This is a genomic window from Pseudomonas sp. TWP3-2, from assembly GCF_049897765.1.
Classification (GTDB): Bacteria; Pseudomonadota; Gammaproteobacteria; order Pseudomonadales; family Pseudomonadaceae; genus Aquipseudomonas.
Genome location: NZ_JAFCWW010000009.1, coordinates 73,247 through 96,544, shown reverse-complemented (window position 1 = coordinate 96,544; position 23,298 = coordinate 73,247). Strand labels below are relative to the sequence as shown.

The 23,298-nt window shown below is 58.6% G+C and carries 25 protein-coding genes; 10 read left to right on the top strand and 15 right to left on the bottom strand.

The features are described from left to right. Positions 1–7: 7 nt before the first annotated feature. The 5 genes from ACP7EE_RS15540 to ACP7EE_RS15520 form a co-directional block, all read right to left on the bottom strand. Positions 8–1,096 carry a flagellar basal body P-ring protein FlgI gene (locus ACP7EE_RS15540; RefSeq protein ID WP_420648096.1) on the bottom strand — a complete coding sequence of 363 codons (1,089 nt, stop codon included), beginning with the start codon at positions 1,094–1,096 and terminating at the stop codon, positions 8–10. 27 nt (positions 1,097–1,123) lie between these two features. After that, positions 1,124–1,819, bottom strand: coding sequence for a flagellar basal body L-ring protein FlgH (flgH, locus tag ACP7EE_RS15535; RefSeq protein WP_426235096.1), 696 nt, complete (start codon positions 1,817–1,819; stop codon positions 1,124–1,126). Between the two features lie 52 nt (positions 1,820–1,871). Then, positions 1,872–2,657: a flagellar basal-body rod protein FlgG gene (flgG, locus tag ACP7EE_RS15530; protein ID WP_420647942.1), complete on the bottom strand. Its 786-nt coding sequence runs from the start codon at positions 2,655–2,657 to the stop codon at positions 1,872–1,874. A 45-nt stretch (positions 2,658–2,702) separates the two neighbouring features. Continuing rightward, a complete protein-coding gene (locus ACP7EE_RS15525) occupies positions 2,703–3,443 on the bottom strand; it encodes a flagellar basal body rod protein FlgF (protein ID WP_420647941.1) in 741 nt (246 codons plus the stop codon). Between the two features lie 352 nt (positions 3,444–3,795). Continuing rightward, positions 3,796–5,358 (bottom strand): sigma-54-dependent transcriptional regulator, encoded by a 1,563-nt coding sequence (locus ACP7EE_RS15520; RefSeq protein ID WP_426235095.1) that lies wholly within the window; start codon positions 5,356–5,358, stop codon positions 3,796–3,798. Between the two features lie 279 nt (positions 5,359–5,637). Here ACP7EE_RS15520 and phhA point away from each other — a divergent pair, with 279 nt between their 5' ends. The 6 genes from phhA (at position 5,638) to ACP7EE_RS15490 (ending at position 10,004) form a co-directional block, all read left to right on the top strand. After that, positions 5,638–6,429, top strand: a complete 792-nt coding sequence (gene phhA, locus ACP7EE_RS15515; RefSeq protein WP_426235094.1) for a phenylalanine 4-monooxygenase — start codon at positions 5,638–5,640, stop codon at positions 6,427–6,429. A 110-nt stretch (positions 6,430–6,539) separates the two neighbouring features. Then, positions 6,540–6,896, top strand: coding sequence for a 4a-hydroxytetrahydrobiopterin dehydratase (locus ACP7EE_RS15510; RefSeq protein ID WP_003222798.1), 357 nt, complete (start codon positions 6,540–6,542; stop codon positions 6,894–6,896). Further along, entirely contained in the window at positions 6,896–8,089 is a 1,194-nt protein-coding gene (locus tag ACP7EE_RS15505) for an amino acid aminotransferase (protein ID WP_426235093.1), read from the top strand. The genes ACP7EE_RS15510 and ACP7EE_RS15505 overlap by 1 nt, the downstream gene beginning before the upstream one ends. Positions 8,090–8,336: 247 nt before the next feature. Further along, a complete protein-coding gene (locus ACP7EE_RS15500) occupies positions 8,337–8,468 on the top strand; it encodes a hypothetical protein (protein WP_420647936.1) in 132 nt (43 codons plus the stop codon). Between the two features lie 73 nt (positions 8,469–8,541). Continuing rightward, positions 8,542–8,721, top strand: coding sequence for a hypothetical protein (locus ACP7EE_RS15495; RefSeq protein WP_420647935.1), 180 nt, complete (start codon positions 8,542–8,544; stop codon positions 8,719–8,721). Positions 8,722–8,804: 83 nt separating this feature from the next. Beyond that, positions 8,805–10,004 (top strand): MFS transporter, encoded by a 1,200-nt coding sequence (locus ACP7EE_RS15490; RefSeq protein WP_426235092.1) that lies wholly within the window; start codon positions 8,805–8,807, stop codon positions 10,002–10,004. Here the strand turns inward: ACP7EE_RS15490 and arfB are convergent. Continuing rightward, complete coding sequence (gene arfB / locus ACP7EE_RS15485; RefSeq protein WP_420647933.1) at positions 10,001–10,414, bottom strand: alternative ribosome rescue aminoacyl-tRNA hydrolase ArfB; 414 nt, start codon at positions 10,412–10,414, stop codon at positions 10,001–10,003. The genes ACP7EE_RS15490 and arfB overlap by 4 nt on opposite strands. A gap of 165 nt (positions 10,415–10,579) precedes the next feature. Here arfB and queC point away from each other — a divergent pair, with 165 nt between their 5' ends. Next, on the top strand, positions 10,580–11,278 hold the full coding sequence (gene queC / locus ACP7EE_RS15480; RefSeq protein WP_426235091.1) for a 7-cyano-7-deazaguanine synthase QueC: 699 nt from the start codon (positions 10,580–10,582) through the stop codon (positions 11,276–11,278). Positions 11,279–11,340: 62 nt separating this feature from the next. Here the strand turns inward: queC and ACP7EE_RS15475 are convergent, their stop codons facing one another. After that, on the bottom strand, positions 11,341–12,222 hold the full coding sequence (locus ACP7EE_RS15475; RefSeq protein ID WP_426204884.1) for a queuosine precursor transporter: 882 nt from the start codon (positions 12,220–12,222) through the stop codon (positions 11,341–11,343). Then, positions 12,212–12,811: a helix-turn-helix transcriptional regulator gene (locus ACP7EE_RS15470; RefSeq protein WP_426204882.1), complete on the bottom strand. Its 600-nt coding sequence runs from the start codon at positions 12,809–12,811 to the stop codon at positions 12,212–12,214. Before ACP7EE_RS15470 ends, ACP7EE_RS15475 begins: the two co-directional genes overlap by 11 nt. A 437-nt stretch (positions 12,812–13,248) precedes the next feature. Between ACP7EE_RS15470 and glyA the strand changes: the two genes are divergently transcribed. Further along, positions 13,249–14,598 carry a serine hydroxymethyltransferase gene (gene glyA, locus ACP7EE_RS15465; RefSeq protein ID WP_426235090.1) on the top strand — a complete coding sequence of 450 codons (1,350 nt, stop codon included), beginning with the start codon at positions 13,249–13,251 and terminating at the stop codon, positions 14,596–14,598. A 61-nt stretch (positions 14,599–14,659) separates the two neighbouring features. Here the strand turns inward: glyA and ACP7EE_RS15460 are convergent, their stop codons facing one another. Next, positions 14,660–16,078, bottom strand: coding sequence for an amino acid permease (locus tag ACP7EE_RS15460; RefSeq protein ID WP_420647928.1), 1,419 nt, complete (start codon positions 16,076–16,078; stop codon positions 14,660–14,662). A gap of 937 nt (positions 16,079–17,015) precedes the next feature. Here ACP7EE_RS15460 and ACP7EE_RS15455 point away from each other — a divergent pair. Beyond that, on the top strand, positions 17,016–17,153 hold the full coding sequence (locus ACP7EE_RS15455) for a hypothetical protein (RefSeq protein ID WP_420647927.1): 138 nt from the start codon (positions 17,016–17,018) through the stop codon (positions 17,151–17,153). 70 nt (positions 17,154–17,223) lie between these two features. Next, entirely contained in the window at positions 17,224–18,189 is a 966-nt protein-coding gene (locus tag ACP7EE_RS15450) for a leucyl aminopeptidase (protein WP_426235089.1), read from the top strand. 190 nt (positions 18,190–18,379) lie between these two features. Here the strand turns inward: ACP7EE_RS15450 and rluB are convergent, their stop codons facing one another. The 6 genes from rluB to ACP7EE_RS15420 all read right to left on the bottom strand — a co-directional run bounded on the left by rluB (position 18,380) and on the right by ACP7EE_RS15420 (position 23,250). Further along, positions 18,380–19,603: a 23S rRNA pseudouridine(2605) synthase RluB gene (gene rluB, locus ACP7EE_RS15445; protein ID WP_426204876.1), complete on the bottom strand. Its 1,224-nt coding sequence runs from the start codon at positions 19,601–19,603 to the stop codon at positions 18,380–18,382. Between the two features lie 156 nt (positions 19,604–19,759). Next, positions 19,760–19,951, bottom strand: a complete 192-nt coding sequence (locus ACP7EE_RS15440) for a DUF1289 domain-containing protein (RefSeq protein WP_426235088.1) — start codon at positions 19,949–19,951, stop codon at positions 19,760–19,762. 2 nt (positions 19,952–19,953) lie between these two features. After that, positions 19,954–20,913: an SMC-Scp complex subunit ScpB gene (gene scpB / locus ACP7EE_RS15435; RefSeq protein ID WP_426235087.1), complete on the bottom strand. Its 960-nt coding sequence runs from the start codon at positions 20,911–20,913 to the stop codon at positions 19,954–19,956. Positions 20,914–20,924: 11 nt separating this feature from the next. Beyond that, entirely contained in the window at positions 20,925–21,683 is a 759-nt protein-coding gene (locus ACP7EE_RS15430; RefSeq protein WP_426205053.1) for a segregation and condensation protein A, read from the bottom strand. A 60-nt stretch (positions 21,684–21,743) separates the two neighbouring features. After that, complete coding sequence (locus ACP7EE_RS15425) at positions 21,744–22,373, bottom strand: L-threonylcarbamoyladenylate synthase (protein WP_420647922.1); 630 nt, start codon at positions 22,371–22,373, stop codon at positions 21,744–21,746. A 13-nt stretch (positions 22,374–22,386) separates the two neighbouring features. Continuing rightward, on the bottom strand, positions 22,387–23,250 hold the full coding sequence (locus ACP7EE_RS15420) for a PHP domain-containing protein (protein WP_426235086.1): 864 nt from the start codon (positions 23,248–23,250) through the stop codon (positions 22,387–22,389). Positions 23,251–23,298 lie beyond the last annotated feature (48 nt).

Here is a 23,298-nt window from a genome sequence, read left to right as displayed (position 1 = left end):
GCCGTCCTCAGATCACGATCAGGTCGGCTTGCAACGCGCCGGCCTGCTTCAGTGCTTCAAGGATCGCCATCAAGTCACCCGGTGCCGCGCCGACCTGGTTCACCGCCCGCACGATCTCGTCGAGGGTAGTGCCCGGGCCGAACTTGAACATCGGTTTGGCTTCCTGCTCGGCGTTCACACGCGAGCGCGGTACCACCGCCGTCTGGCCGTTGGACAACGGGCCAGGCTGGCTGACAATCGGGTCTTCGGTGATGGTCACGGTCAGGCTGCCGTGGGTCACGGCGGCCGGCGAGACTTTCACGTTCTGGCCAATGACAATGGTGCCGGTGCGCGAATTGATGATGACTTTCGCCACCGCCTGACCCGGATCGACTTCGAGGTTTTCCAGGATCGACAAGTAGTCGACACGCTGGCTCGGATCGAGTGGCGCGGTCACGCGAATCGAACCGCCATCAATCGCTTGCGCGACGCCAGGGCCGAGCATGTCGTTGATCTTGTCGACGATGCGCTTGGCAGTGGTGAAGTCGGAACGGTTGAGGTTCAGCGTCAGGCTGTTGCCCTGGTTGAAACCGCTCGGCACCGAACGCTCCACCGACGCACCGCCGGGGATGCGACCGGCCGACGGAACGTTGACGGTGATCTTCGAACCGTCACGTCCTTCCGCATCAAAACCGCCGACCACGAGGTTGCCCTGAGCGACCGCATAGACGTTGCCGTCGATACCCTTGAGCGGGGTCAGCAACAGTGTGCCGCCGCGCAGGCTCTTGGAGTTACCGATCGACGAAACGGTGATGTCGACTTGCTGACCGGGCTTGGCAAACGCCGGCAGATCAGCACTGATCGACACCGCTGCAACGTTCTTCAACTGCACGTTGCCCGACCCGGGCGGCACCTTGATGCCGAACTGCGAGAGCATGTTGTTGAAGGTCTGCAGGGTGAACGGGGTCTGCGTCGTCTGGTCACCGGTGCCGTTAAGCCCGACCACCAGGCCATAGCCGATCAATTGGTTGGAACGCACGCCGGAGATACTGGCGATGTCCTTCAACCGTTCGGCTTGTGCAGTGAATGCCACCGGCAACAACAGCGCGGCCAGCATCAGGCTTTTCAGATTCAACGTGGCCACCTAGAAAGGGAACAGCGGGCTGAGGAAGAAACGGTCGAACCAGCCTGGCTGACTCGTATCGGCAAACGCACCGGTACCCGAATAGGTGATGCGTGCATCGGCGACCCGGGTCGACGAAACGGTGTTGTCGGTGGCGATGTCATCGGCGCGAACCATGCCGGCAATGCGCACCAGTTCGTCACCGGTGTTCAGGGTCAGCCACTTCTCGCCACGCACGGCGATGATGCCGTTGGGCAACACATCGGCAACGGTGACGGTGATCGAACCGGTCAGGCTGTTGCTCTGCCCCGACTTGGCATCGCCCTTGGTCGAACGGTCGGCGCTGTAGCCGGCGTTCAGGCTCAGGTCGTTGCCACCAATCGGATTGTTGGTGGTCAGGCTGGAGCCGAACAACGAGCTCAGACCAACCGAGTTGTCACTGTTCTTGTCCATCTGCGAGTTGGCGTTCTTGCTCGCCTGCGTGCGCTCGTTCAGGGTGATGGTGATGATGTCACCGACCCGGAACGCCTTGCGGTCGCTGTACAGGTTCTGCTCGAAACCGGCCTGATAGATCGAGCCGTTATTGGCCGCAGCCGGCAACGGCGTGCGCGGCAGCACCGGAGCGTAGTAAGGGTCATTGGGCTTGGGCGTCGGAGCGACGCAGCCCGCGAGCGAGACCACCCCACTCAATGCCAGAACAGATACAAAGCGATTCATGACCCTACCTCACGGTGTTGCAGGCAGCCTCATGGCCGCCCCAAAGACTTGATTACAGATTCTGCGTTACGAACGAGAGCATCTGGTCGGCGGTGGAAATCACCTTGGAGTTCATCTCGTAAGCGCGCTGAGTGGTGATCATGTTGACCATCTCTTCAACGGTGCTGACGTTGGACGTTTCCAGGGTGTTCTGCAGCGTGGTACCGAAACCGGCCAGCCCCGGAGTGCCGACTTGCGGCGCGCCGGAAGCAGCAGTTTCCAGGAACAGGTTGTTGCCCACGGCTTGCAGACCGGCCGGGTTGATGAAGTCAGCGGTCTGCAGGTTGCCGATCACTTGCGAAGCGGCGTTGCCAGGCAGGGTGACGGAAACGGTGCCGTCATTGCCGACGGTGAAGGTTTGCGCGTCATTCGGGATAACGATCGCAGGCTCCAGAGCGAAACCGCTGGCGTTGACGATCTGGCCATTGGAATCGAGGTGGAACGTACCGTCACGGGTGTAGGACGTGGTGCCGTCCGGCTGCAGGATCTGGAAGAAACCGCGACCGTTGATGGCCATGTCCAGCGGCTGCTCAGTCGTTTGCAGGCTGCCGGCGGTGAAGTTTTTCTGAGTGCCGACGATGCGCACACCGGTACCCAATTGCAGACCCGTCGGCAGTTCGCTGTCTTGAGTCGACTGGGCGCCTGGCTGGCGTTTGATCTGGTACAGCAGGTCCTGGAATTCTGCGCGGTCACGTTTGAAACCCGTGGTCGACACGTTGGCCAGGTTGTTGGAAATGGTAGTCAGGTTGGTGTCCTGAGCGGACAGACCTGTTTTGGCAACCCATAGAGCCGGAAGCATTCGATTCTCCTCGTGCGCCTGTTTTACGGCGCGACGTTCTGATAATTAGCTGATCTGCAAGACCCGAGCCATGGCCTGGTCGTCGTCTTTGGCGGTGTTCATCATCTTGATGTGCAACTCGAACTGCTTGGCCAGGGCCAGCACCGAGGTCATCTCTTCGACGGCATTGACGTTGCTCGACTCAAGAAAACCCGAGACCAGTTTGACGTTGGCATCGGCCTGCGCCGGCTGGCCGTCCTTGGTGTAGATCGAGCCGTCGAGGCCTTTATTCATGTTCTTGATGTCCGGGTTGACCAGTTTGATCCGGTCGACTTCGGCCATCACGCGCGGGCCTTCACCCATCGCGCGAATACTGATGGTGCCGTCTTCACCGACTTCGATCTGCTGCTCGGGCGGCACGGCGATCGGACCGCCATTGCCCATCACCGGCATGCCGTTGCCGGCGCGCAACACACCGAGGGCATCGACGTTCAGGCTGCCGGTGCGCACGTAGCTTTCGCCACCGCTCGGGTTCTGCACGGCGATCCAGCCGTTGCCGGTCACGGCCACGTCGAGGTCACGACCGGTCTGCACCAGCGAGCCAGGCGTGAAGTCGGTAGCGGGCCGCTCGCTCATGGCAAACGCACGCGCCGGAAAGCTGTCACCGAACACCGGCATCGAACGCGCCTGCTCCAGGTCGCGCTGAAAACCGTTGGTGGAGATGTTCGCCAGGTTGTTGGCATGCGCCTTTTGCGCCAGTGCATTCTGGCTGGCGCCGGTCATTGCCACATAAAGGTACTTGTCCACACTCTTTCCTCTGCATGCCGGACGTTTGCCGCCCACCGCTGTACTGCTGAGCCTTAAGCAATTTGCAGACCAACTTTTTTCTGGCAGCACGAAGCCCGGCAAACAAAGGACTTGAAGGGTTTTAGGGGGAAAAGGGAAATGTATCGAAGTCGAAAAACCGGCGGTGGAATGCCGCTATGCGGCAATCACAGGTTTCAAGAGCGATGAGAGCCTGTGGCGAGGGAGCTTGCTCCCGCTCGGCTGCGAAGCAGTCGCAAACCCTGCGAATGCGGTATGCCTGATTACCTTATTGAATGGATTTGGGGCTGCTGCGCAACCCAGCGGGAGCAAGCTCCCTCGCCACAGAATCTCCTCAGTTTCCGGAATCTTTGCCGACTTCGTATTCGCGCAATTTGTTAGCAATCGTTGTGTGCGAAACCCCCAACCGCTTACCCAACTGCCGACTACTCGGATGTTCCGAATACAGCCGTTCCAGCACAGCCTTCTCAAAGCGCCCGACAATTTCGTCCAGCCCGCCCTCAAGCGAGAAATCGCCAAGCGGCTGACGCACGCCATAATCCGGCAGGCGAATATGCTCAGCCTTGACCGTGCCGCCGTCACACAGCGAAACCGCCTGAAACAGCACGTTCTCCAGTTGCCGCACATTGCCCGGCCAATGGTAGTGACTGAGCCGATCCATCGCCGCTGGCGCCAGTTTCGGCAGCGCGCAGCCGATCTGCCGACTGGCCTGATCGAGGAAGTGTTCAACCAGCGGTGTCAGCCCGTCGAGGCATTCACGCAGTGGCGGGATGTGCAGCGAAAGCACGTTCAAGCGATGGTACAAATCCTGACGAAACTCACCGCGCGCGCACAGTTCGGACAAGTCCACCTGCGTCGCGCAGATCACCCGCACATCCAGATACACCTCTTCATCACTGCCGACGCGACGGAAGCAACCGTCCTGCAAGAAGCGCAGCAATTTCACCTGCAAGCGCGGGCTCATTTCGCCGACACCATCGAGAAACAACGTACCGCCCGCCGTCAGCTCCAGCAGCCCGAGCTTGCCTTCGGCGCGCGCACCTTCGAAGGCGCCGGGGCCGTAGCCGAACAGCTCGGTCTCGGCCATCGACTCCGGCAAACCCGCGCAGTTGAGCGCCATCAACGGCGACTGCCCGCGCGGACTCGCCAGGTGACAGGCGCGCGCCAGCAATTCTTTGCCGGTGCCGGTTTCGCCTTCTATCAATAGCGGCGCATCCAGCGGTGCCATACGCCGAGCTTCGCGCACCACGGCGGCCATGACTTTGGAACTCTGGAAGATGCTGTCGAAGCCGCGCAGCTCCTGTTTGCGCACGTTATAGATACGCTCGCCGACCCGGTCCGCGCGGTGCAACGTCAGCACCGCGCCGGCCATGGCTTCGCTGTCGTCGTGTTCGGATTGCAGCGGTGCGATGTCGGCGAGAAACACATCACCCTTGACCTTGACCCGCATGCCGTTGATCCGCGATTTGTTGGCGCGCACCAGTTCCGGCAAGTCGAAATCTTCGGCGTAACGCGACAGCGGAATTCCCGGAACCTCGTCGACGCGCACCCCGAGCAACTGCGCCGCCGCGCGGTTGGCCGCCACGATCGAGCCGCCCATGTCGATCGACAGCACCGGAAACTCCAGCGCGCCGAGCAAGGCGTTCAATTCCATATGCCGCCGTTCGCTGGGCATCAGCCCGACGCGCTTGACGCCAAACACCCCGGCAATCGCCTCGAACTTCGGGCGCAGCGCCTGGAACTGGATGTTGATCAGGTTCGGGCAATGCAGGTAGATCGCGTTGCCGTGCTCGCCACCAACTTCGCCACGCGCGACGTTGATCCCGTACTCCACCAGCAAGTTGAGAATGTCGCGCAGGATGCCGATGCGGTTCTGGCAGTGGACTTTGATACGCATATGAAAGGCCCGATACAGGTCAATGGGCGGGTTGGCGCGGATTTTTCTGCGCCGGTCGCAAGATAATCGTCAAGATTATGTGACAGCCAAGCGTCTTTTCAAACCCGCCAATCACCGCAAACACGACTTTTCCCACAATACGTAACGAAAAGTTTACGGATGATGCCGAATTTTCCCACTTCAAACTATTTCAACCTGCTGCATCAACCCACGCTCTCAGGTAATTCTGAATCCATCGCTGGACATAACAAGAACGAATTCCCCTAGCAGGAGAGCAGTATGAAGCAGACGCAATACGTGGCTCGCGAGCCCGATGCGCAAGGTTTTATCGACTACCCCGCCGAAGAACACGCGGTGTGGAACACGCTGATCACCCGCCAGTTGAAAGTGATCGAGGGTCGCGCGTGCCAGGAATACCTGGACGGTATCGAAAAACTCGGTCTGCCCCACGACCGCATTCCGCAACTCGGCGAGATCAACAAAGTCCTTGGCGAGACCACCGGCTGGCAGGTCGAACGCGTGCCTGCGCTGATTCCCTTCCAGACCTTCTTCGAATTGCTCGCCAGCAAGCGCTTCCCGGTGGCCACGTTCATTCGTACCCGTGAAGAACTGGACTACCTGCAAGAGCCAGACATTTTCCACGAGATCTTTGGTCACTGCCCGCTGCTGACCAACCCGTGGTTCGCTGAATTCACCCACACCTACGGCAAGCTCGGCCTGCAAGCCAGCAAGGAAGAACGCGTGTACCTGGCGCGTCTGTACTGGATGACCATCGAGTTCGGTCTGGTCGACACGCCACAAGGCCAGCGCATCTACGGCGGCGGCATTCTGTCCTCGCCCAAAGAAACCGTTTACTCGCTGTCGGACGAACCTGAGCATCAGGCCTTCGATCCGCTGGAAGCCATGCGTACGCCGTACCGCATCGACATCCTGCAACCGGTGTACTTTGTCCTGCCGAACCTCAAGCGCCTGTTCGACCTCGCCCACGAAGACATCATGGGTCTGGTCAAGCAAGGTATGCAGTTGGGTCTGCACGCGCCAAAATTTCCGCCAAAACCGAAAGCGGCGTGACCCGCCACTTTTGCTGACAAGTGAGTCTGTCAGTTGCCGCCACTTTGGTTTAGCGTGGCGGCATTGACGGCCAATATAAAAAAACACCTCCAGATTTCAGGAAGCCCACCATGTCCACTTTGAACCAAGCCCACTGCGAAGCCTGCCGCGCCGATGCGCCACAAGTCAGCGACGAAGAACTGCCGATTCTGATCAAGCAGATCCCTGACTGGAACATCGAAGTGCGCGACAGCATCATGCAGCTGGAAAAAGTTTTCCTGTTCAAGAATTTCAAGCACGCGCTGGCGTTCACCAACGCGGTCGGCGAAATCTCCGAGGCCGAAGGTCACCACCCGGGCCTGCTCACCGAGTGGGGCAAAGTCACCGTGACCTGGTGGAGCCACTCGATCAAAGGCCTGCACCGCAACGACTTCATCATGGCCGCGCGCACTGACGAAGTGGCCAAGACCGCAGAAGGACGCAAGTAATGCACTTCGACGCCATTGGCCGGGTGCCCGGCGATCCGATCCTCGGTCTGATGGAGGCTTATGCGCAGGATGCCAATCCGCGCAAATTCGACCTTGGCGTCGGTGTCTACAAGGATGCTCAAGGCCTGACGCCGATCCCCGAGGCGGTGAAAATCGCCGAGGCGCGTCTGGTCGAGAGCCAGAACACCAAGACCTACATCGGTGGCCACGGCAATCCGCTGTTCGGCAAAGTCATCAATGAGCTGGTACTCGGCGCCGATTCGGCACTGATCGCCGAACAGCGTGCCGGCGCCACCCAGACGCCGGGCGGCACCGGTGCCCTGCGTCTGGCTGCGGACTTCATCGCCCAGTGTCTGCCGGGCAAAGGCGTCTGGCTGAGCAACCCGACCTGGCCGATCCACGAAACGATTTTCGCGGCGGCCGGGGTCAAGGTCAGCCATTACCCATACGTGGGCAGTGACAACCGTCTCGACGTTGAAGCGATGCTCGAAGTGCTCAATCAAGTGCCGAAGGGCGACGTGGTTCTGCTGCACGCCTGCTGCCACAACCCGACCGGTTTCGACCTCAGTCATGACGACTGGCGCCGAGTGCTCGACGTGGTGCGCAGCCGCGATCTGCTGCCGCTGATCGACTTCGCCTATCAAGGCTTTGGTGATGGTCTGGAGCAGGACGCGTGGTCAACCCGACTGTTCGCCGCTGAAGTGCCGGAACTGTTGATCACCAGTTCCTGCTCGAAGAACTTCGGCCTGTATCGCGACCGCACCGGTGCGCTGATCGTCTGCGCAAAAAGCGCCGACAAGCTCATCGACATCCGCAGCCAACTGGCCAACATCGCCCGCAACCTGTGGTCGACCCCGCCGGATCACGGCGCGGCAGTCGTCGCCACCATCCTCGCCGACCCGGAACTGAAAAGCCGCTGGGCCGACGAAGTCGAAGCCATGCGCCTGCGCATCGCCCAACTGCGCAGCGGTCTGGTCGAAGCGCTGGAACCGCACGGCTTGCGCGAGAAGTTCGCACACATTGGCGTGCAACGCGGGATGTTCTCCTACACCGGTCTGTCGCCGGAACAGGTGAAACAACTGCGCGAGCATCACAGCGTGTACATGGTCAGCTCGGGCCGGGCCAACGTGGCCGGTATCGATGCAACCCGCCTCGACCTGTTGGCCGAAGCGATCGCCAACGTCTGCAAATAACCAAATGTGGGAGCGAGCTTGCTCGCGAAAGCGCCGGATCAATCGACACCTGTGTCGGCTGAGAGGGCCCCTTCGCGAGCAAGCTCGCTCCCACAGTCGTTTGTGCGCTGCCTTCTCCCGTGCGGCCATTTGTCGCAATAAATCGAATTAAAAGTCTGATTGTCATTTTTCCTGCTGTATCCTGCGCAGGCTTTCTGAAAGCGCGGATCTACCAGATCTATCAACAGACTTAGCGAGGAGCGCAACCATGCACGAGATTCCTAATCTCCCCTTCCCAAGCCTGCACGAACCTGAGCAGACGACCACGCAACAAGCCGGCGCAGCACAGGCCGAGCCGCAAGAAGCAGTTGAAAGCCGTCCGGCCGACAGCGACGAGTAAGCAATACCCGCCGTACAGACCGTGTGGAAAGCGCTAAGATGCGCTTTCCACACTGCCTGAAACCTGAGCCACCATGTCCAAAGAATTCGATGAACAGCAGGCCGCGACCCTGATCGGTGCCACCGAGAAGATGATCGAGATCTGGAGTCGCCTCTCACCGGAGAAGCAAGCCGCCCTGCTTGCCCGTTTCGGCAGCGAAGAAAACGCCCTCGCCGCGCTGGTCACCACGCAATTGGTCGCCCCGGCCAAATAGTTTTACTTTTCCCCGCCTCACACACGCCCACGCCGGTATCATGAGCAGCCTATCTATTCTGCTCGCCCCGTGGATCGTTACCCATGTCGTTGTCTATGCCAGAACCCCAGCGCCCCCTGGCGGTTACGCTGCAAGTCGTTTCCATCGTCCTTTTCACGTTCATCGGCTACCTGAATATCGGCATTCCACTCGCCGTGCTACCCGGTTACGTCCACAGTGACCTGGGTTTTGGCGCGGTAATCGCCGGGCTGGTGATCAGCGTGCAATACCTCGCCACCCTGCTCAGCCGCCCGTATGCCGGCAAGATCATTGATAACAAGGGCAGCAAACTGGCGGTGATGTATGGCTTGGCCGGGTGCGGTCTGAGCGGTGTGTTCATGCTGATTTCGGCGTGGACGCAGAGCTTGCCGATGCTCAGCTTGATCAGTCTGTTGATTGGTCGCCTGGTGCTGGGCAGCGCGGAAAGTCTGGTCGGCTCGGGCTCGATCGGCTGGGGCATTGGCCGGGTCGGCGCGGCGAATACCGCCAAGGTCATTTCGTGGAACGGCATCGCCAGTTACGGCGCCATCGCCATTGGTGCGCCACTGGGCGTGTGGCTGGTCAGCCAGTTGGGGTTGTGGAGCATGGGCGTGAGCATCGTGCTGCTGTCTTCGCTTGGATTATTGCTGGCATGGCCAAAAATTGCGGCGCCGATTGTGGTCGGCGAGCGCCTACCGTTCATGCATGTGCTGGGCCGGGTCTTTCCCCACGGTTGCGGTCTGGCACTGGGTTCAATCGGTTTCGGCACCATCGCGACTTTCATCACGCTGTATTACGCGACGCAACATTGGGATAACGCGGTGCTGTGCCTGAGCCTGTTCGGTGCCAGTTTCATTGGCGCGCGGCTGCTGTTTGGCAATCTGATCAACCGTCTCGGCGGGTTCCGCGTGGCGATTGCCTGTCTGTCGGTGGAAACCCTGGGCCTGCTCCTGCTGTGGCTGGCGCCGGACGCGCATTGGGCGTTGGCCGGTGCGGCGTTGAGCGGTTTCGGTTTCTCGCTGGTGTTCCCCGCGCTCGGGGTGGAAGCGGTGAACCTGGTGCCGGCCTCCAGCCGTGGTGCGGCAGTCGGGGCTTATTCGCTGTTCATCGATTTGTCGCTGGGTATCACCGGGCCGCTGGCCGGGGCGATTGCGGCGGGCTTCGGCTTTGCTTCGATCTTTCTGTTTGCCGCCCTCGCTGCCCTAAGCGGTCTGGGCTTGAGCATCTATCTGTACCGGCACACCGCCAAGTACCGCGGAGACTAGAAATCCACCTTGCCGCGCCCGGCCTTGATGCTGCCGCGCTTGGTTTTCGATTCGAGCCGACGCTTCTTCGAACCGAGAGTCGGCTTGGTCGGGCGGCGTTTCTTTTCGACTTTGGTGGCGCTTAGAATCAGCTCGGTCAGGCGCTCCAGCGCATCGGCGCGGTTAGCTTCCTGCGTACGATATTGCTGAGCCTTGATGATCAACACGCCATCGCTGGTGATGCGACTGTCGCGCAACGCGAGCAGACGCTCCTTGTAGAACTCCGGCAAGGACGAAGCAGGAATGTCGAAGCGCAGGTGCATGGCACTCGAGACCTTGTTGACGTTCTGTCCACCCGCGCCTTGCGCACGAATGGCGGTCAACTCGATCTCGGCATCCGGCAGATGCACAGTGTTGGAAATCTTCAGCATTGCATTCTCATCGTGAAACCTGACGTCTCGTTACATCCCTGAAGCTGCTCGTGGGCACGGCTTCAAGGGCATTTCCAATTTCTGACCGGCCACTATACACAGATGAAGTATCATCCCCGCCCATACAACCTTGGCCCTAACTATCCCAATGCAGGAAGCATAAGCATGACCAGCAAAGCAGTTATCGTTTTCAGTGGCGGACAGGACTCCACAACCTGCCTGATTCACGCCCTCGCCCACTACGATGAAATTCACTGCATCACCTTCGACTATGGTCAGCGCCATCGCGCAGAAATTGAAGTCGCCCAGCATCTGGCCAAGAAGCTCGGCGTCATCGTGCATAAAGTTCTGGATGCATCGTTGTTGAATGAGCTGGCAATCAGCAGCCTGACACGCGACAACATCCCGGTGCCGACCGTGAACAGCTCCGGTGAAAGTATTCCAAGTACCTTCGTGCCGGGCAGAAATATTCTGTTTTTAACCCTGGCTTCGATTTATGCGTATCAAGTTCAAGCCAAAACAGTCATCACCGGTGTTTGCGAGACTGATTTCTCTGGCTATCCAGACTGTCGAGATGAGTTCGTCAAGGCTTTGAACAAAGCCATTGAGCTAGGCATGGATTACCCATTGACGCTGGAAACGCCGCTGATGTGGCTGAACAAGGCAGAAACCTGGGCCTTGGCCGATTACCACAATCAACTGGATTTGATTCGCGAACAAACACTGACTTGCTACAACGGCATTATGGGCAGCGGATGTGCCGATTGCGATGCTTGCAATCTTCGCGCGAAAGGACTGAACGAGTTCTTGAATAACAAATCGCAAGTTACACAGAGCTTGAAAGCCAAGCTTAAACTTTCGTAAAACACAAAAGCGCTCACTCGGACATGCACACAATGGCATGTCAAGTGAGCGCCAGCCTTGGCTTATCGAGTCTGGACTGCGCCTGTCAAATATTTCTTGAACAATGACCTCGCGCCGTATGCAGGCAAGACGTTAAAGAACGCAAAGCAGACTTTAATCGCGATCTGAACGTAGATCATGCTGAGGATCGCACTGTTCTCCATAACGCCATAAAACGCGATATAGCAGAACAGAAAACTGTCGATGATCACCGCGAACAACGTACTCAAAAACACCCGCAGGAACAGAAACTTCGAGTTGGTGAGTTCTTTGATTTTGCACAACAACCACGAATTTATGTTTTCAGACACCAGAAATGAAATAGAAGATGCAACCAGCACTGAAGACAACTGGCTGATGACATCATTGTAAGGCCCATCGAGTTTCCAGCCTGGCAAGCCAGGAAGATGAGTGGTAATGGCCAACAGAATAATAATGGCCGCATTGCTGATGAAGGCAAAAAGTATCGCCTTGCGCGCCAGTCTCAGGCCAAACGTCTCATTCAGCAAATCAACGATCAGAAACGTCAGGGGATACAGGAATGTCCCCGGTGTCACGACGATATCGAAGTATTCCAGATAAATTGGCTTGGTCGCGGCAATACTGGTGAAGATATAGAGTGTGAACAGCATCAGGTTCAGAATGATGTAAATCATCCATGAACTCTCATGACGGTCGTTCATTTCGTAGGCGGTGAGCGCCCCGCCCTGGGAGTAGAACTTCTTGTACAGGTTTTTCACTTCGATTTTATTCAGATTATCCATAATCTCACTATTCAACACTTCGCTCAGTTTTATTTTAATGATCTTGCCCGTCGCGATAATCATGATCACGGCGAGGCTTTTTTCGTTTTCAAATCCCAATAGCTTGTATTTGCTGTTTTCCATTTCAACACTACAGCCCATTAAATCGTTCCTCGATTATGTCTCCGACAACACAAAAACGATCCGCAACAACGCCGACCTCTTTGGTTATCAGCAGCTTTTTGGTGATGTGGTCATACACCAGCTTTTCCCTGTCGCTGGTTGATGAACCTTTTTGCACTATCAATAAATCGCCCGACTCATTTTTGCCGCTGATTTCGTTTTCCAGCAGCACACCGATCAAATTGAAGGATGTTCCGAAATAGTAGGTCAATGGGTAAATGGTCGCCAGCTCACCAATTCGCTTATCCAGATTCTGTAGAACCAGACTCTCTTTCAGAATAGGCACTGCGGCGGGATTCATATTCCCCTGCGGTGAAATACTGCTGTCTATTATTTCCTTCTCTTGAAAATCGATAGTTTCTATTTCTTCATAAGAAACGCCGAAAAAATCAGAAATCTTACGCACCGTGGACTGCTGTACGTTTACCACCTTACCTTCGAGAATATTGTAGATGGTAGTTCTGGTCAGGCCACTGGAGTTGCATAAGGACAGTTGAGTTTCACCGCGACTTTTTATCAAGTACTTGATGTTGTTCTTGAGATTCTCCGATCTTTCTTTTCTGTGCATGAAATGCTTACCCGTCCTTTTTATCCGCAACCAAGGATACGCCCTGAATACTCACTCAGTACTCACAAGCGAAGTACTTGATTGCGGCTTTCTCCGTATGAAAGCCGCGAGCGATCATAGCATCGCTCCATTCCTTGAGCCCGGCACACGCAGTTTTACACCTAACCCCCATGCAAAAAGAATCATTTTCTTTGAACAATGTTCATTTTTTTGATTAATTCGGTGGCATTCCTGACTGAAAAATCTATGATGCACCCAGCCGTCCTGCGCTCAAAGCATCATGCGCAGGTATGAAACGCTGGCTGCCGGTACAGACGTTAGTTGGGCGCGCATGGGCGCCACAACACGGATCGTCTGCATCGGAGGTACACCACGCAAGCTCAGGAAAGTCGCGCTGTTGTTCGCAGCGCGCAACACACAGGGAAGGTAAACAGACAATGGCAGTCATGACTGAACAGCCTGCGAGCCAGGTAGATTTGCTGCGCCGTGGCCTGGCGGATCTTCGTGCAGAAGATGCCGAACTGGCGCAGATCCTCGACGCTGAAATCACGCGTCAACACCGCACGCTGTCGCTGATCTCCTCCTCCAGCGCAGTCAAGCCGCGCACTTTGGTGGCGTCCGCTTCGACGCTGGTCAACGTAACCGCTGAAGGCATGCTCGGCCGACGCGGTCACACCGGTTGCGAAAACGCCGATCGGGTTGAGTCGCTGGCCGTGCGCAGAGCGCGCGAATTGTTCGGCGCCCAATACGCAAACGTGCAATCGCATTCGGCGTCGAACGCCAATTACCAAGTGCTGACGGCCCTGCTTGAGCCTGGCGATACTCTGTTGGGAATGGCCGTCGAACATGGCGGGCACCTCACCCATGGCTGCCCGACTGCATTCTCCAGCGACTACTACAAGGCCATCCAGTACGGCACGACTGCGCAAGGCCTGATCGATTACGACGAGGTGCGCACACTGGCGCTGGCGCATCGCCCGCGTATCATCATGTGCGGCGCAACGGCTTACTCGCGTGTGGTGGATTTCCAGCGTTTTCGCGAAATTGCCGATGAAGCCGGCTCGCTCCTGCTGGCTGACATTTCGCACATCGCCGGACTGGTTGCCACCGGGCGCCATCCGAATCCGATCGACGTTGCGCACGTCACCACCACTTGCACTCACAAGCAACTCGCCGGCCCGCGTGGTGGCTTGATTCTGTCCGGCCGAGACGCGAACACCAAAGTCCCCGGCCTGCGGATCACCTTCAGCCGTGCGCTTGAGCAAGCCGTATATCCGGGCATGCAGGGCGCGCCGGCGGTGAACATGATCGCGGCCAAAGCGGCGGCGCTGGGCTACGCGATGTCTGCCGAATTCGACGCTGACATGGCGCGCATCCGCGCTACGGCAGAGGCGATGGCCAGCGCGTTTCAGGCGCATGACTACGAGGTCATCGGCGGCGGCAGTGACAACCATACGATTCTGCTGCGCCTGCGTGGCGGCATCACCGGCTGCATGGCGCAATCGGCGCTGGATCAGTGCGGGATCATCGTCAACCGCCATCGCGTACCCGGCGAAACCCGAGCGTCCCACATCACCAGCGGCTTGCGCATCGGCACAGGCTGCATGGCGCAGCGTCACATCGATGCCCAAGGCTGCCGCGAAGTCGTCGAGCTGATCTGCCGGATCCTCGACAACCTCACGCCACTCGGCGAGCAGGATTACACGCTGCAACCTGCACTGCGTGAGCAACTGCGCCTACAGACCGAAGCGCTGTGCACGCGCTATCCCATCGCAGATTACGCATAACCCTTCTTGCGCAGACAAAAAACCCGGCGCTTGGCCGGGTTAGTTGTTTGTGCGTCAGCGCTTACTTGGCAGCACCTGCCGCCTGCACAGCTTGTTGCGCACCGCGTTTGTTCTTGATCACGTAGCAGACCCACATGAACACGACCCACACCGGAATCGCGTACACCGAGATCTGGATGCCCGGAATCAGCAGCATCACACCCAGAATGAATGCAACGAATGCCAGGCAGATGTAGTTGCCGTACGGATACCACAGCGCTTTGAACAACGGCGTCTGCCGGGTCTTGTTCATGTGCTGGCGGAACTTGAAGTGCGAGAAGCTGATCATCGCCCAGTTGATCACCAGCGTCGCTACAACCAGCGACATCAGCAGCTCAAGCGCGTGCTGCGGGATCAGGTAGTTGAGCAACACTGCCACCAGCGTCACCGCTGCGGAAGCAAGGATCGAACGCACCGGCACGCCGCGCTTGTCGATCTTCGCCAGCGCTTTCGGCGCATCACCTTGCTCGGCCATGCCCAACAACATGCGGCTGTTGCAGTAGGTGCCGCTGTTGTATACCGACAACGCAGCGGTCAAGACCACGAAGTTGAGGATGTGCGCGGCGGTGTTACTGCCGAGCATCGAGAACACTTGTACGAACGGGCTACCGCTGTAGGAATCGCCGGAGGCATTGATGTTGGCCAGCAGGGCATCCCACGGCGTCAGCGACAGCAGGATCACCAGTGCGCCGATGTAGAAAATCAGGATGCGGTAGATCACCTGGTTGATGGCTTTCGGGATCACGGTCTTCGGCTGGTCGGCTTCAGCGGCGGTGAAACCGAGCATTTCCAGACCGCCGAAGGAAAACATGATGATTGCCATGGCCATCACCAGACCGCTGACGCCATTGGGGAAGAAACCACCGTGCGACCACAGGTTGCTCACCGAGGCTTGCGGGCCGCCATTGCCGCTGACCAGCAGGTAGCTGCCCAGCGCGATCATGCCGACGATCGCCACGACCTTGATGATCGCGAACCAGAATTCGGCTTCACCGAAGACTTTGACGTTGGCCAGGTTGATCAGATTGATCAGTACGAAGAAGCCGGCTGCGGTCACCCAGGTCGGGATATCCGGCGCCCAGTAGTGCACGTACTTGCCGACCGCTGTCAGCTCCGACATACCCACCAGAATGTACAGAATCCAGCAGTTCCAGCCCGACAGGAAACCGGCAAAGCCGCCCCAGTACTTGTGCGCGAAATGGCTGAAGGAGCCGGCTACCGGCTCTTCGACGATCATTTCGCCGAGCTGGCGCATGATCATGAACGCGATGAAGCCGCAGATGGCGTAGCCGAGGATCATCGACGGGCCGGCGGATTTCAGGACCCCGGCCGAGCCGAGGAACAATCCGGTACCGATCGCGCCACCGAGGGCGATCAGTTGAATGTGTCTGTTTTTCAGGCCGCGTTTCAGCTCGCCTGATTGCGAGGGTTGTCCACTCATGAAAAAGGTCTCACGCAAGGTTTGATGATGTTCAGTAGACGTTGCTGCAAGGTTGCGATTTGGCAGCCTCGATCAAACCCCAGCGCAGGCACCAGGAGTTCAGCTTTTTTACAACGGTCATGCGTCACCTGTTTGTTTTTATCTGTGACGAAATCGAACCCGGCACGCTCGTGACGCGACGGAGTGAACAAGGCGGATGGCCTTGAGATTTACGCGATTACGCAGAGGGTCACAGCTAAAACGCGGCGCATTGTACACCGCTAACCCCCTGCTGCCAGACACCGCTGGATCAGCGTGTCGGTTGCCGGGATTGCGCGTGTCCGCCTCGAGTAGCCCGGGCGACTGCAAAATTTGATTCAGGCCTTTGCAGGCCGTCGGTATGGACGAGTGAAAAGTCGCCCACTGAGGAGAGGTGAAATCGGATTACGGCGTTCATTGCGCCTCCTTCTTGTTATGCACCTGCACGACAGGCATAGGGCGCATCTCATCGTTCAAAGCGTTCGGAAACAAGCGCGCCAGAGCCTTGCACGGCTCAGCACAGACGGGCCTTCGGCATGAATTCCTTACAGCCGCGCCAAGCTCCCTGATCCATGGGACTAAAGCGCGTATTTCGTAAACAATACGTTACATCGCGTAACGCATAGTTTCCGATTCAGAAAAATCTGTAGGTCGTCTGCAAATTGACGGTGGCAAGCTTGCTAACGAAAAAGCCGTTTAGTTTTTTGTTTTCAAATAAGAAAACGCCGTCAGAAAAACGGAATAAAAAGTTTATTTAAAAATTAAATGGATAATTTTTTGCGCAACAAAACATCGTCAACTAGGTTCTTCACGTCCTGCCGGGGTTCGTGACCGGCAAGTCAGCGCACTGTTCCGCGAGCCATTGGCAGTTGAGAGTGCGCCGCTATTCCAATCGTGAAAGTCATCTAGGAGATCGACCATGCAAGTACTGGAAAAAGACCTGGACACCGAACTGCAACTGGACGAATGGTTCGAAGCACCGACTCATGACGCCGCCGTGGAAATGATGCAAGCCGACGCGGTCGTACCGTTCGGCACGGCGATGTGGCCTCTGTAACACGTCCCGGGCAGGCACGATCCGGCCGGTCGTGCCTGCCGCTTTTCTCACGGTCTGTCCGGGAGGGCTCATGGATAAGCCACGCGCGATTTCGCATTTCCTCTACTACCTCGAACATCACCCAGCCTTGGCCGGACTTGAATCAGCCAAGGTGCTGCTGGGGCACACTGCCGATTACGAAGCGCTGACCGGCGCCATCGCCGAAAAATCCGGCGATCATCCGCGCTTCAAGTTCAGCGCCCGACGCCTGGACCTGGAATCCACCGCAGCGCTGACTTCGGCGATCACCGACAGCGATCTGTACATTTTCTTCTACGACTCTTCCACCCTGCCTAACCCGCGCCCCGACGGCCCGGAGTTTGTCCGCGCGCTGCAAACGGTGATGGCCGAGAACTGGAAGAAATCGCTGCTGTTCAAGGATTACGGCGATTATTTCTACGACACCTTCAGCGTCACGCCGCAACGCATTGCCGGGTTGAATAGCCATCTGATCCAGCGCATGTCGCAGGCCACCACACTGAGTTTCAAGGACGAGCACGGCTCATGGTTCGAAACGCCGATGAGCAGCATCAAGAAATGGACCGACATCAACGGTGTCGGCAATTTCGATCTCGCGCCCGGTGAAATCGCCACTCACAGTGAAGCGATCAATGGCCATGTGAAGTTCAAGGGCACGTTCCTCAGCACCATTCCGTTTGCGCGCAAATACGGCGTGCTGGAATCGCCGCTGGAGCTGTGGATCGAGAATTCGACCATCAGCCGCATCGCCACCGAGGTGCCGGGGCTGGAGCATGATTTCAACAAGTACCTGGATGCCAACCCGTCGAACCGGCGGATCGAGGAGTTGGGCATCGGTACTAACGAAGGCGTGAAAAAGCTGTATGCGCGCAATGCCGGATTCGAGGAGCGCCATTGTGGTTTGCATCTGGGGTTGGGTGGTGGAGCCAAGGGCAGTCATCACCTGGATCTGATTTTCTCCAGCGGAGTGTTGGCGCTGGATGACAAACCGGTGTTTGACGGCAGGTTTGTTTTTTAGGCGACTGACGCCATCGCTGGCAAGCCAGCTCCCACAGGGATTATGTCGATTACAGAATTTGAATCCACCCCGAATCCTGTGGGAGCTGGCTTGCCAGCGATGACGGCCTCAAAACCACGACATAACTTTCGCCAGACGAAAAAAAACGCCAACCCTGAGGTTGGCGTTTCTGGTTCAGCGCAAAAACCGCTTACTCAGGCTTGCGACGACCAAAGCCCGGACGCTGACCGGAACCAGCCGGTGCGCCACGGCGCTTGCCCGATGGCTTGTCGCCGTCGACCAGTTTGATACCTGGACGCTTCGGCGCCGGTTTGGCCGGGCGCTTGTTGGTGGTGTCCGCTGGACGATCCGCCACTGGCGTACCGCGACCGGCAGGAGCACCACGCTCGCCACGCTCAGTGCGACCGTTGGCCGGACGCGGAGCGCGCTCGCCGTCACGGGCGCCAGCAGGCTTGCGCGCTGGACGCTCGCCTTCGATGTGCGGCTCACGCGATGGACGCGGGCCGGTCGGGGCGCCAGCGGCTGGACGCAGCGTGCGCACGCGCTCGGTCTTGCCCATCGGGCGCGACGATTTGCGTTGCAGACGCTCGAGCTTGTCTTTGCTCTTGGCATTCAGTTGCGGCATGGCCACCGGCGTCAGGCCGACTTCAGCGCTCAGAATGTCGACTTCATACTGGCTCATTTCGCGCCAGCGGCCCATCGGCAGGTCGGAGTTGAGGAACACCGGACCGAAACGCACGCGCTTCAGACGGCTGACCACCAGACCCTGGGATTCCCACAGACGACGAACCTCACGGTTACGGCCTTCCATCACCACGCAGTGGTACCAGTGATTGAAGCCTTCGCCGCCCGGAGCCTGCTTGATATCGGTGAACTTGGCCGGGCCGTCTTCCAGCACCACGCCAGCCTTCAGACGCTCGATCATCTCGTCATCGACTTCACCACGAACACGCACGGCGTACTCACGGTCCATTTCGTAGGACGGGTGCATCAGACGGTTGGCCAGTTCACCGTCAGTGGTGAACATCAGCAGACCGGTGGTGTTGATGTCGAGACGGCCGATGTTGATCCAGCGCCCTTCTTTCGGACGTGGCAGCTTGTCGAACACGGTTGGACGACGCTCAGGGTCGTCACGGGTGCAGATCTCGCCATCGGGCTTGTTGTACATGATCACGCGGCGTACCGACTCGGCGGCTTCTTCGCGCTTGATGACCTTGCCATCGATGGTGATTGCGTCGTGCAGGTCGACGCGCAGGCCCAAGGTGGCGTCTTTGCCATTGACCTTGATGCGGCCGGCAGTGATCCAGGATTCAACATCGCGGCGCGAGCCGACGCCGATACGGGCGAGGACTTTTTGCAGTTTCTCGCCTGCTGGGCCGATTTCCTGGTCGTCTTTCTGGTCGTTGATACTCATCTGGGCACCTCCCGGTGTGGTCTGTTCAGAACGCTCTGAATTAAGCGCGCTGAAGCTTTGAAATCTGGGTTCTTTGCCGAAGGGATCGACGAAGGGTCGCGAATCATACGCGGATGTGCGCGTTGGCGCATCAAAGACTAGCTGATCGATCGACAGTTATTTGCTTTTCCGCCGACCGGCCTTGCGAAGTTTGATCAGGCGCAGCGCGGCTTCGGCGAGTACCGTGCGCTTGTCGTCCTTGTCGAGTTTCTTCCAGGCTTTGATCTCGCGCTTGCTGCGCCCGCATCCGATGCAGATGTCATCGGTGAATTTGCAGAGGCTGATGCACGGGTCTTTGGTTGAGCTCATGCTCAATCCTCGAATTCGCGCCGTTCGGCTTCGATGGCTTCGGCCAGGGCGCGGGCTTCGGCTTCTTCTTCGCTCAGTTCGGGTTCGGGCGGCTGAAGGGCGGCCACGGCGGCGAGCAGTTTCTCCCTGGCCTCGGCGACGCCTAATACGTCGTCTTCGTGCTCCGGTTCGGGCTCGGGCTCGGGCTCAACCGTCGGCGCAACTGGCTCGGCGTCAAACTCTGCCGACATCGGCGGACCGTCCGCCACATCCCGCAGCAAGTCGTCGAAGTCGGTCTTGATCCCCTCCTCCATGCTGTCCAGCTCAAGCAGCAAGGTGTGGAAACTGGTTTCTTCCTTCTCCTCCTCCGGCTCGGCGCTGGCGTCGGCCAACTCCTGCAAACTGGCGGGCACCGGTGCGTCGTCAAAGTCCAGAATCGGGTCCGGTTCCAGCTCGCGCAGTTCGGCCAGCGGCGGCAGATCGTCGAGGTTCTTCAGATTGAAATGATCGAGAAAAGCCTTGGTGGTGGCGAACATCGCCGGTTTGCCCGGCACGTCGCGGTAACCAACGACGCGGATCCACTCGCGCTCCATCAGCGTTTTGACGATGTTGCTGTTGACCGCCACGCCACGCACGTCTTCGATTTCGCCACGGGTGATCGGCTGGCGATAGGCGATCAGCGCCATGGTTTCCAGCAAGGCGCGGGAATAGCGCTGCGGGCGTTCTTCCCACAAGCGCCCGACCCACGGCGAAAACTTCTCGCGGATTTGCAGGCGGTAGCCGGACGCGACTTCTTTAAGCTCGAACGCACGGCCGTCGCAGGACTTGGCGAGCAAGCTCAGGGCTTTCTTGAAGACCGGCGGTTCCGGGCGTTCGCCTTCTTCGAACAGCTCGAAAAGGCGTTCAAGCGATTGCGGTTTTCCCGAGGCCAACAGAAAGGCTTCAAGCAGGGGCGCCAGCTCGCGGGGTTCAGTCAGGTTCATGTTTCGACTCGTTATTCGGCTCGGGCTCGCACGTGGATCGCGGCGAACGGCTCATTCTGCACCAGCTCGACCAAGGATTCCTTGACCAGTTCAAGGATCGCCATAAAGGTCACCACCACGCCGAGCTTGCCTTCCTCGGCGGTGAACAGTTCGATAAACGGCACAAACCCGCCGCCCTTGAGCCGCTCGAGCACATCGCTCATACGTTCGCGGGTGGACAGCGCTTCGCGGCTGACCTGGTGGCTTTCAAACATGTCGCCACGGCGCAAGACCTCGGCCATGCACATCAGAATTTCTTCCAGCGCCACGTCCGGCAACAGCTTGCGCGCGCGGGCTTCCGGGGCGTCAAGCTTGGGTACCACCACGTCGCGGCCGACCCGGCTCAGGCCATCAATGCCTTCGGCGGCAGCCTTGAAGCGCTCGTATTCCTGCAAGCGGCGAATCAGTTCGGCACGCGGGTCGTCCTCTTCGTCTTCGACGGTTTCCGCTCGCGGCAGCAACATCCGTGACTTGATCTCGGCGAGCATGGCGGCCATCACCAGATACTCGGCGGCCAGCTCCAGACGCACCGATTGCATCAGCTCGACGTAACCCATGTATTGGCGGGTGATTTCCGCCACCGGGATATCGAGGATGTTGATGTTCTGTTTGCGGATCAAATACAGCAGCAGGTCGAGCGGGCCTTCGAAGGCTTCGAGGAACACCTCGAGCGCATCTGGCGGAATGTACAGATCGAGCGGCATTTCCATGACCGCCTGGCCATAGACCATGGCAAACGGCAGTTCTTGCTGGGCGCCGGCCTGCGGATCGACGGTTTCCACTGCGGACATTCAGGCCTCGACCATGAACGGAGCCGGGTCGCCGCAACCGACGCGCACCACTTCCGGATCGTCGCCGGTCAAGTCTATGACCGTGGACGCCTTGATCCCGCCAAAGCCGCCGTCGATGATCAGATCAACCTGATGCTCGAGCAACTGGCGCATTTCATAGGGATCGGTCAGCGGATCTTCATCGCCGGGCATGATCAGGGTCACGCTCATCAGCGGCTCACCCAGTTCGGCCAGCAGCGCCAGCGCAATCGGATGGCTCGGCACGCGCAGGCCGATGGTGCGTTTCTTCGGATGCAGCAGCAGGCGTGGCACTTCGCGGGTGGCGTTGAGAATGAAGGTGTAAGGGCCGGGCAGATGCGCCTTGAGAATGCGGAATGTGCCGGTGTCGATCTTGGCGAACAGGCCGAGTTGCGACAGATCGCTGCAGATCATCGCAAAGTTGTGTTTCTCATCGAGTTGACGCAAGCGCCGCACGCGCTCCACAGCATTCTTGTCGCCCATCTGGCAACCGATAGCGTAGGAAGAGTCAGTGGGATAAATCACCACCCCGCCCTTGCGGATGATTTCAACAGCCTGTTTGATCAGGCGCGCTTGCGGGTTTTCCGGATGGATCTGGAAAAATTGACTCACATTCTCTACCTGTTCAGACGGCGGCAATAACTGTGTCATGTTTGAACCGGCACCACAGGGGCGGCAGGTCCTCAGGAAGCGGCCGGTACTGGCCGATCTCGGACCAGCCACCAGGGCCATGAAAATCACTGCCGGCACTGACCAGCAGACCGAACTCACGGGCAAGGATCGCCAGGCTGCCCACCTGTTCTGCGGGCTGATGGCCATTGACCACCTCGATTGCGTGCCCGCCTGCTTGAATATAGTCGGCAATCAGTTTTCGGCGCTTGCTGCGGGTGAAATCGTAGTGCCACGGATGCGCCAGACTGACCCAGGCCCCGGCGGCGCGCAGCGTGCCGACAGTCTCTTCCAGGGTCGGCCAGTGTTGTTTGACGTCACCGAGCTTGCCGGCGCCGAGCCATTTGCGAAACGCTTCGGCGCGATCCTTGACGAAGCCTTCACGCACCATCCAGTCGGCGAAATGCGGACGGGCCGGGGCGTTGCCGCTGTCGCCGAGTTCCTGCTGGATCTGCCGTGCGCCTTCGAGAGCGCCGGGCATGCCTTTGAGCGCAAGCTTGCGGCTTATCTCTTCCGACCGTAGCCAGCGGCCATCGTGCAATCTGGCGATTGCCTCGACCAACGGTACGGCGTTGACGTCGAAACCGTAGCCCAGCACATGAATGGTCGCGCCGCCCCAGGTGCAGGACAATTCGACGCCGTTGACCAGTTGCATCCCCAGCTCGGTGGCGGCGCTGCGCGCTTCGGCGAGGCCTTCGAGGGTGTCGTGATCGGTCAGGGCCAGAACTCGCACGCCATTTTCAAACGCACGCGCAACCAGTACCGCAGGCGCCAATGCGCCGTCGGAGGCCGTGCTGTGGCAGTGCAAATCAACATTCACGGGGATGTGTAACCTCAAATAAGCTGGCGCTATCGCGCGCCGATATGT

Bases quoted from the DNA above. Each gene is read 5' to 3' on its own strand.
- ACP7EE_RS15510 (WP_003222798.1), top strand. From the start codon at position 6,540: ATGTCCACTTTGAACCAAGCCCACTGCGAAGCCTGCCGCGCCGATGCG.
- rluB (WP_426204876.1), bottom strand. From the start codon at position 19,603: ATGAGTATCAACGACCAGAAAGACGACCAGGAAATCGGCCCAGCAGGC.
- ACP7EE_RS15505 (WP_426235093.1), top strand. From the start codon at position 6,896: ATGCACTTCGACGCCATTGGCCGGGTGCCCGGCGATCCGATCCTCGGT.
- ACP7EE_RS15470 (WP_426204882.1), bottom strand. From the start codon at position 12,811: ATGCACAGAAAAGAAAGATCGGAGAATCTCAAGAACAACATCAAGTAC.
- scpB (WP_426235087.1), bottom strand. From the start codon at position 20,913: ATGAACCTGACTGAACCCCGCGAGCTGGCGCCCCTGCTTGAAGCCTTT.
- ACP7EE_RS15475 (WP_426204884.1), bottom strand. From the start codon at position 12,222: ATGGGCTGTAGTGTTGAAATGGAAAACAGCAAATACAAGCTATTGGGA.
- ACP7EE_RS15430 (WP_426205053.1), bottom strand. From the start codon at position 21,683: ATGGTCTATGGCCAGGCGGTCATGGAAATGCCGCTCGATCTGTACATT.
- ACP7EE_RS15455 (WP_420647927.1), top strand. From the start codon at position 17,016: ATGCAAGTACTGGAAAAAGACCTGGACACCGAACTGCAACTGGACGAA.
- ACP7EE_RS15450 (WP_426235089.1), top strand. From the start codon at position 17,224: ATGGATAAGCCACGCGCGATTTCGCATTTCCTCTACTACCTCGAACAT.
- ACP7EE_RS15520 (WP_426235095.1), bottom strand. From the start codon at position 5,358: ATGCGTATCAAAGTCCACTGCCAGAACCGCATCGGCATCCTGCGCGAC.
- ACP7EE_RS15495 (WP_420647935.1), top strand. From the start codon at position 8,542: ATGTCCAAAGAATTCGATGAACAGCAGGCCGCGACCCTGATCGGTGCC.
- flgH (WP_426235096.1), bottom strand. From the start codon at position 1,819: ATGAATCGCTTTGTATCTGTTCTGGCATTGAGTGGGGTGGTCTCGCTC.
- arfB (WP_420647933.1), bottom strand. From the start codon at position 10,414: ATGCTGAAGATTTCCAACACTGTGCATCTGCCGGATGCCGAGATCGAG.
- flgG (WP_420647942.1), bottom strand. From the start codon at position 2,657: ATGCTTCCGGCTCTATGGGTTGCCAAAACAGGTCTGTCCGCTCAGGAC.
- phhA (WP_426235094.1), top strand. From the start codon at position 5,638: ATGAAGCAGACGCAATACGTGGCTCGCGAGCCCGATGCGCAAGGTTTT.
- ACP7EE_RS15460 (WP_420647928.1), bottom strand. From the start codon at position 16,078: ATGAGTGGACAACCCTCGCAATCAGGCGAGCTGAAACGCGGCCTGAAA.
- ACP7EE_RS15440 (WP_426235088.1), bottom strand. From the start codon at position 19,951: ATGAGCTCAACCAAAGACCCGTGCATCAGCCTCTGCAAATTCACCGAT.
- ACP7EE_RS15490 (WP_426235092.1), top strand. From the start codon at position 8,805: ATGTCGTTGTCTATGCCAGAACCCCAGCGCCCCCTGGCGGTTACGCTG.
- glyA (WP_426235090.1), top strand. From the start codon at position 13,249: ATGGCAGTCATGACTGAACAGCCTGCGAGCCAGGTAGATTTGCTGCGC.
- ACP7EE_RS15540 (WP_420648096.1), bottom strand. From the start codon at position 1,096: ATGCTGGCCGCGCTGTTGTTGCCGGTGGCATTCACTGCACAAGCCGAA.
- queC (WP_426235091.1), top strand. From the start codon at position 10,580: ATGACCAGCAAAGCAGTTATCGTTTTCAGTGGCGGACAGGACTCCACA.
- ACP7EE_RS15500 (WP_420647936.1), top strand. From the start codon at position 8,337: ATGCACGAGATTCCTAATCTCCCCTTCCCAAGCCTGCACGAACCTGAG.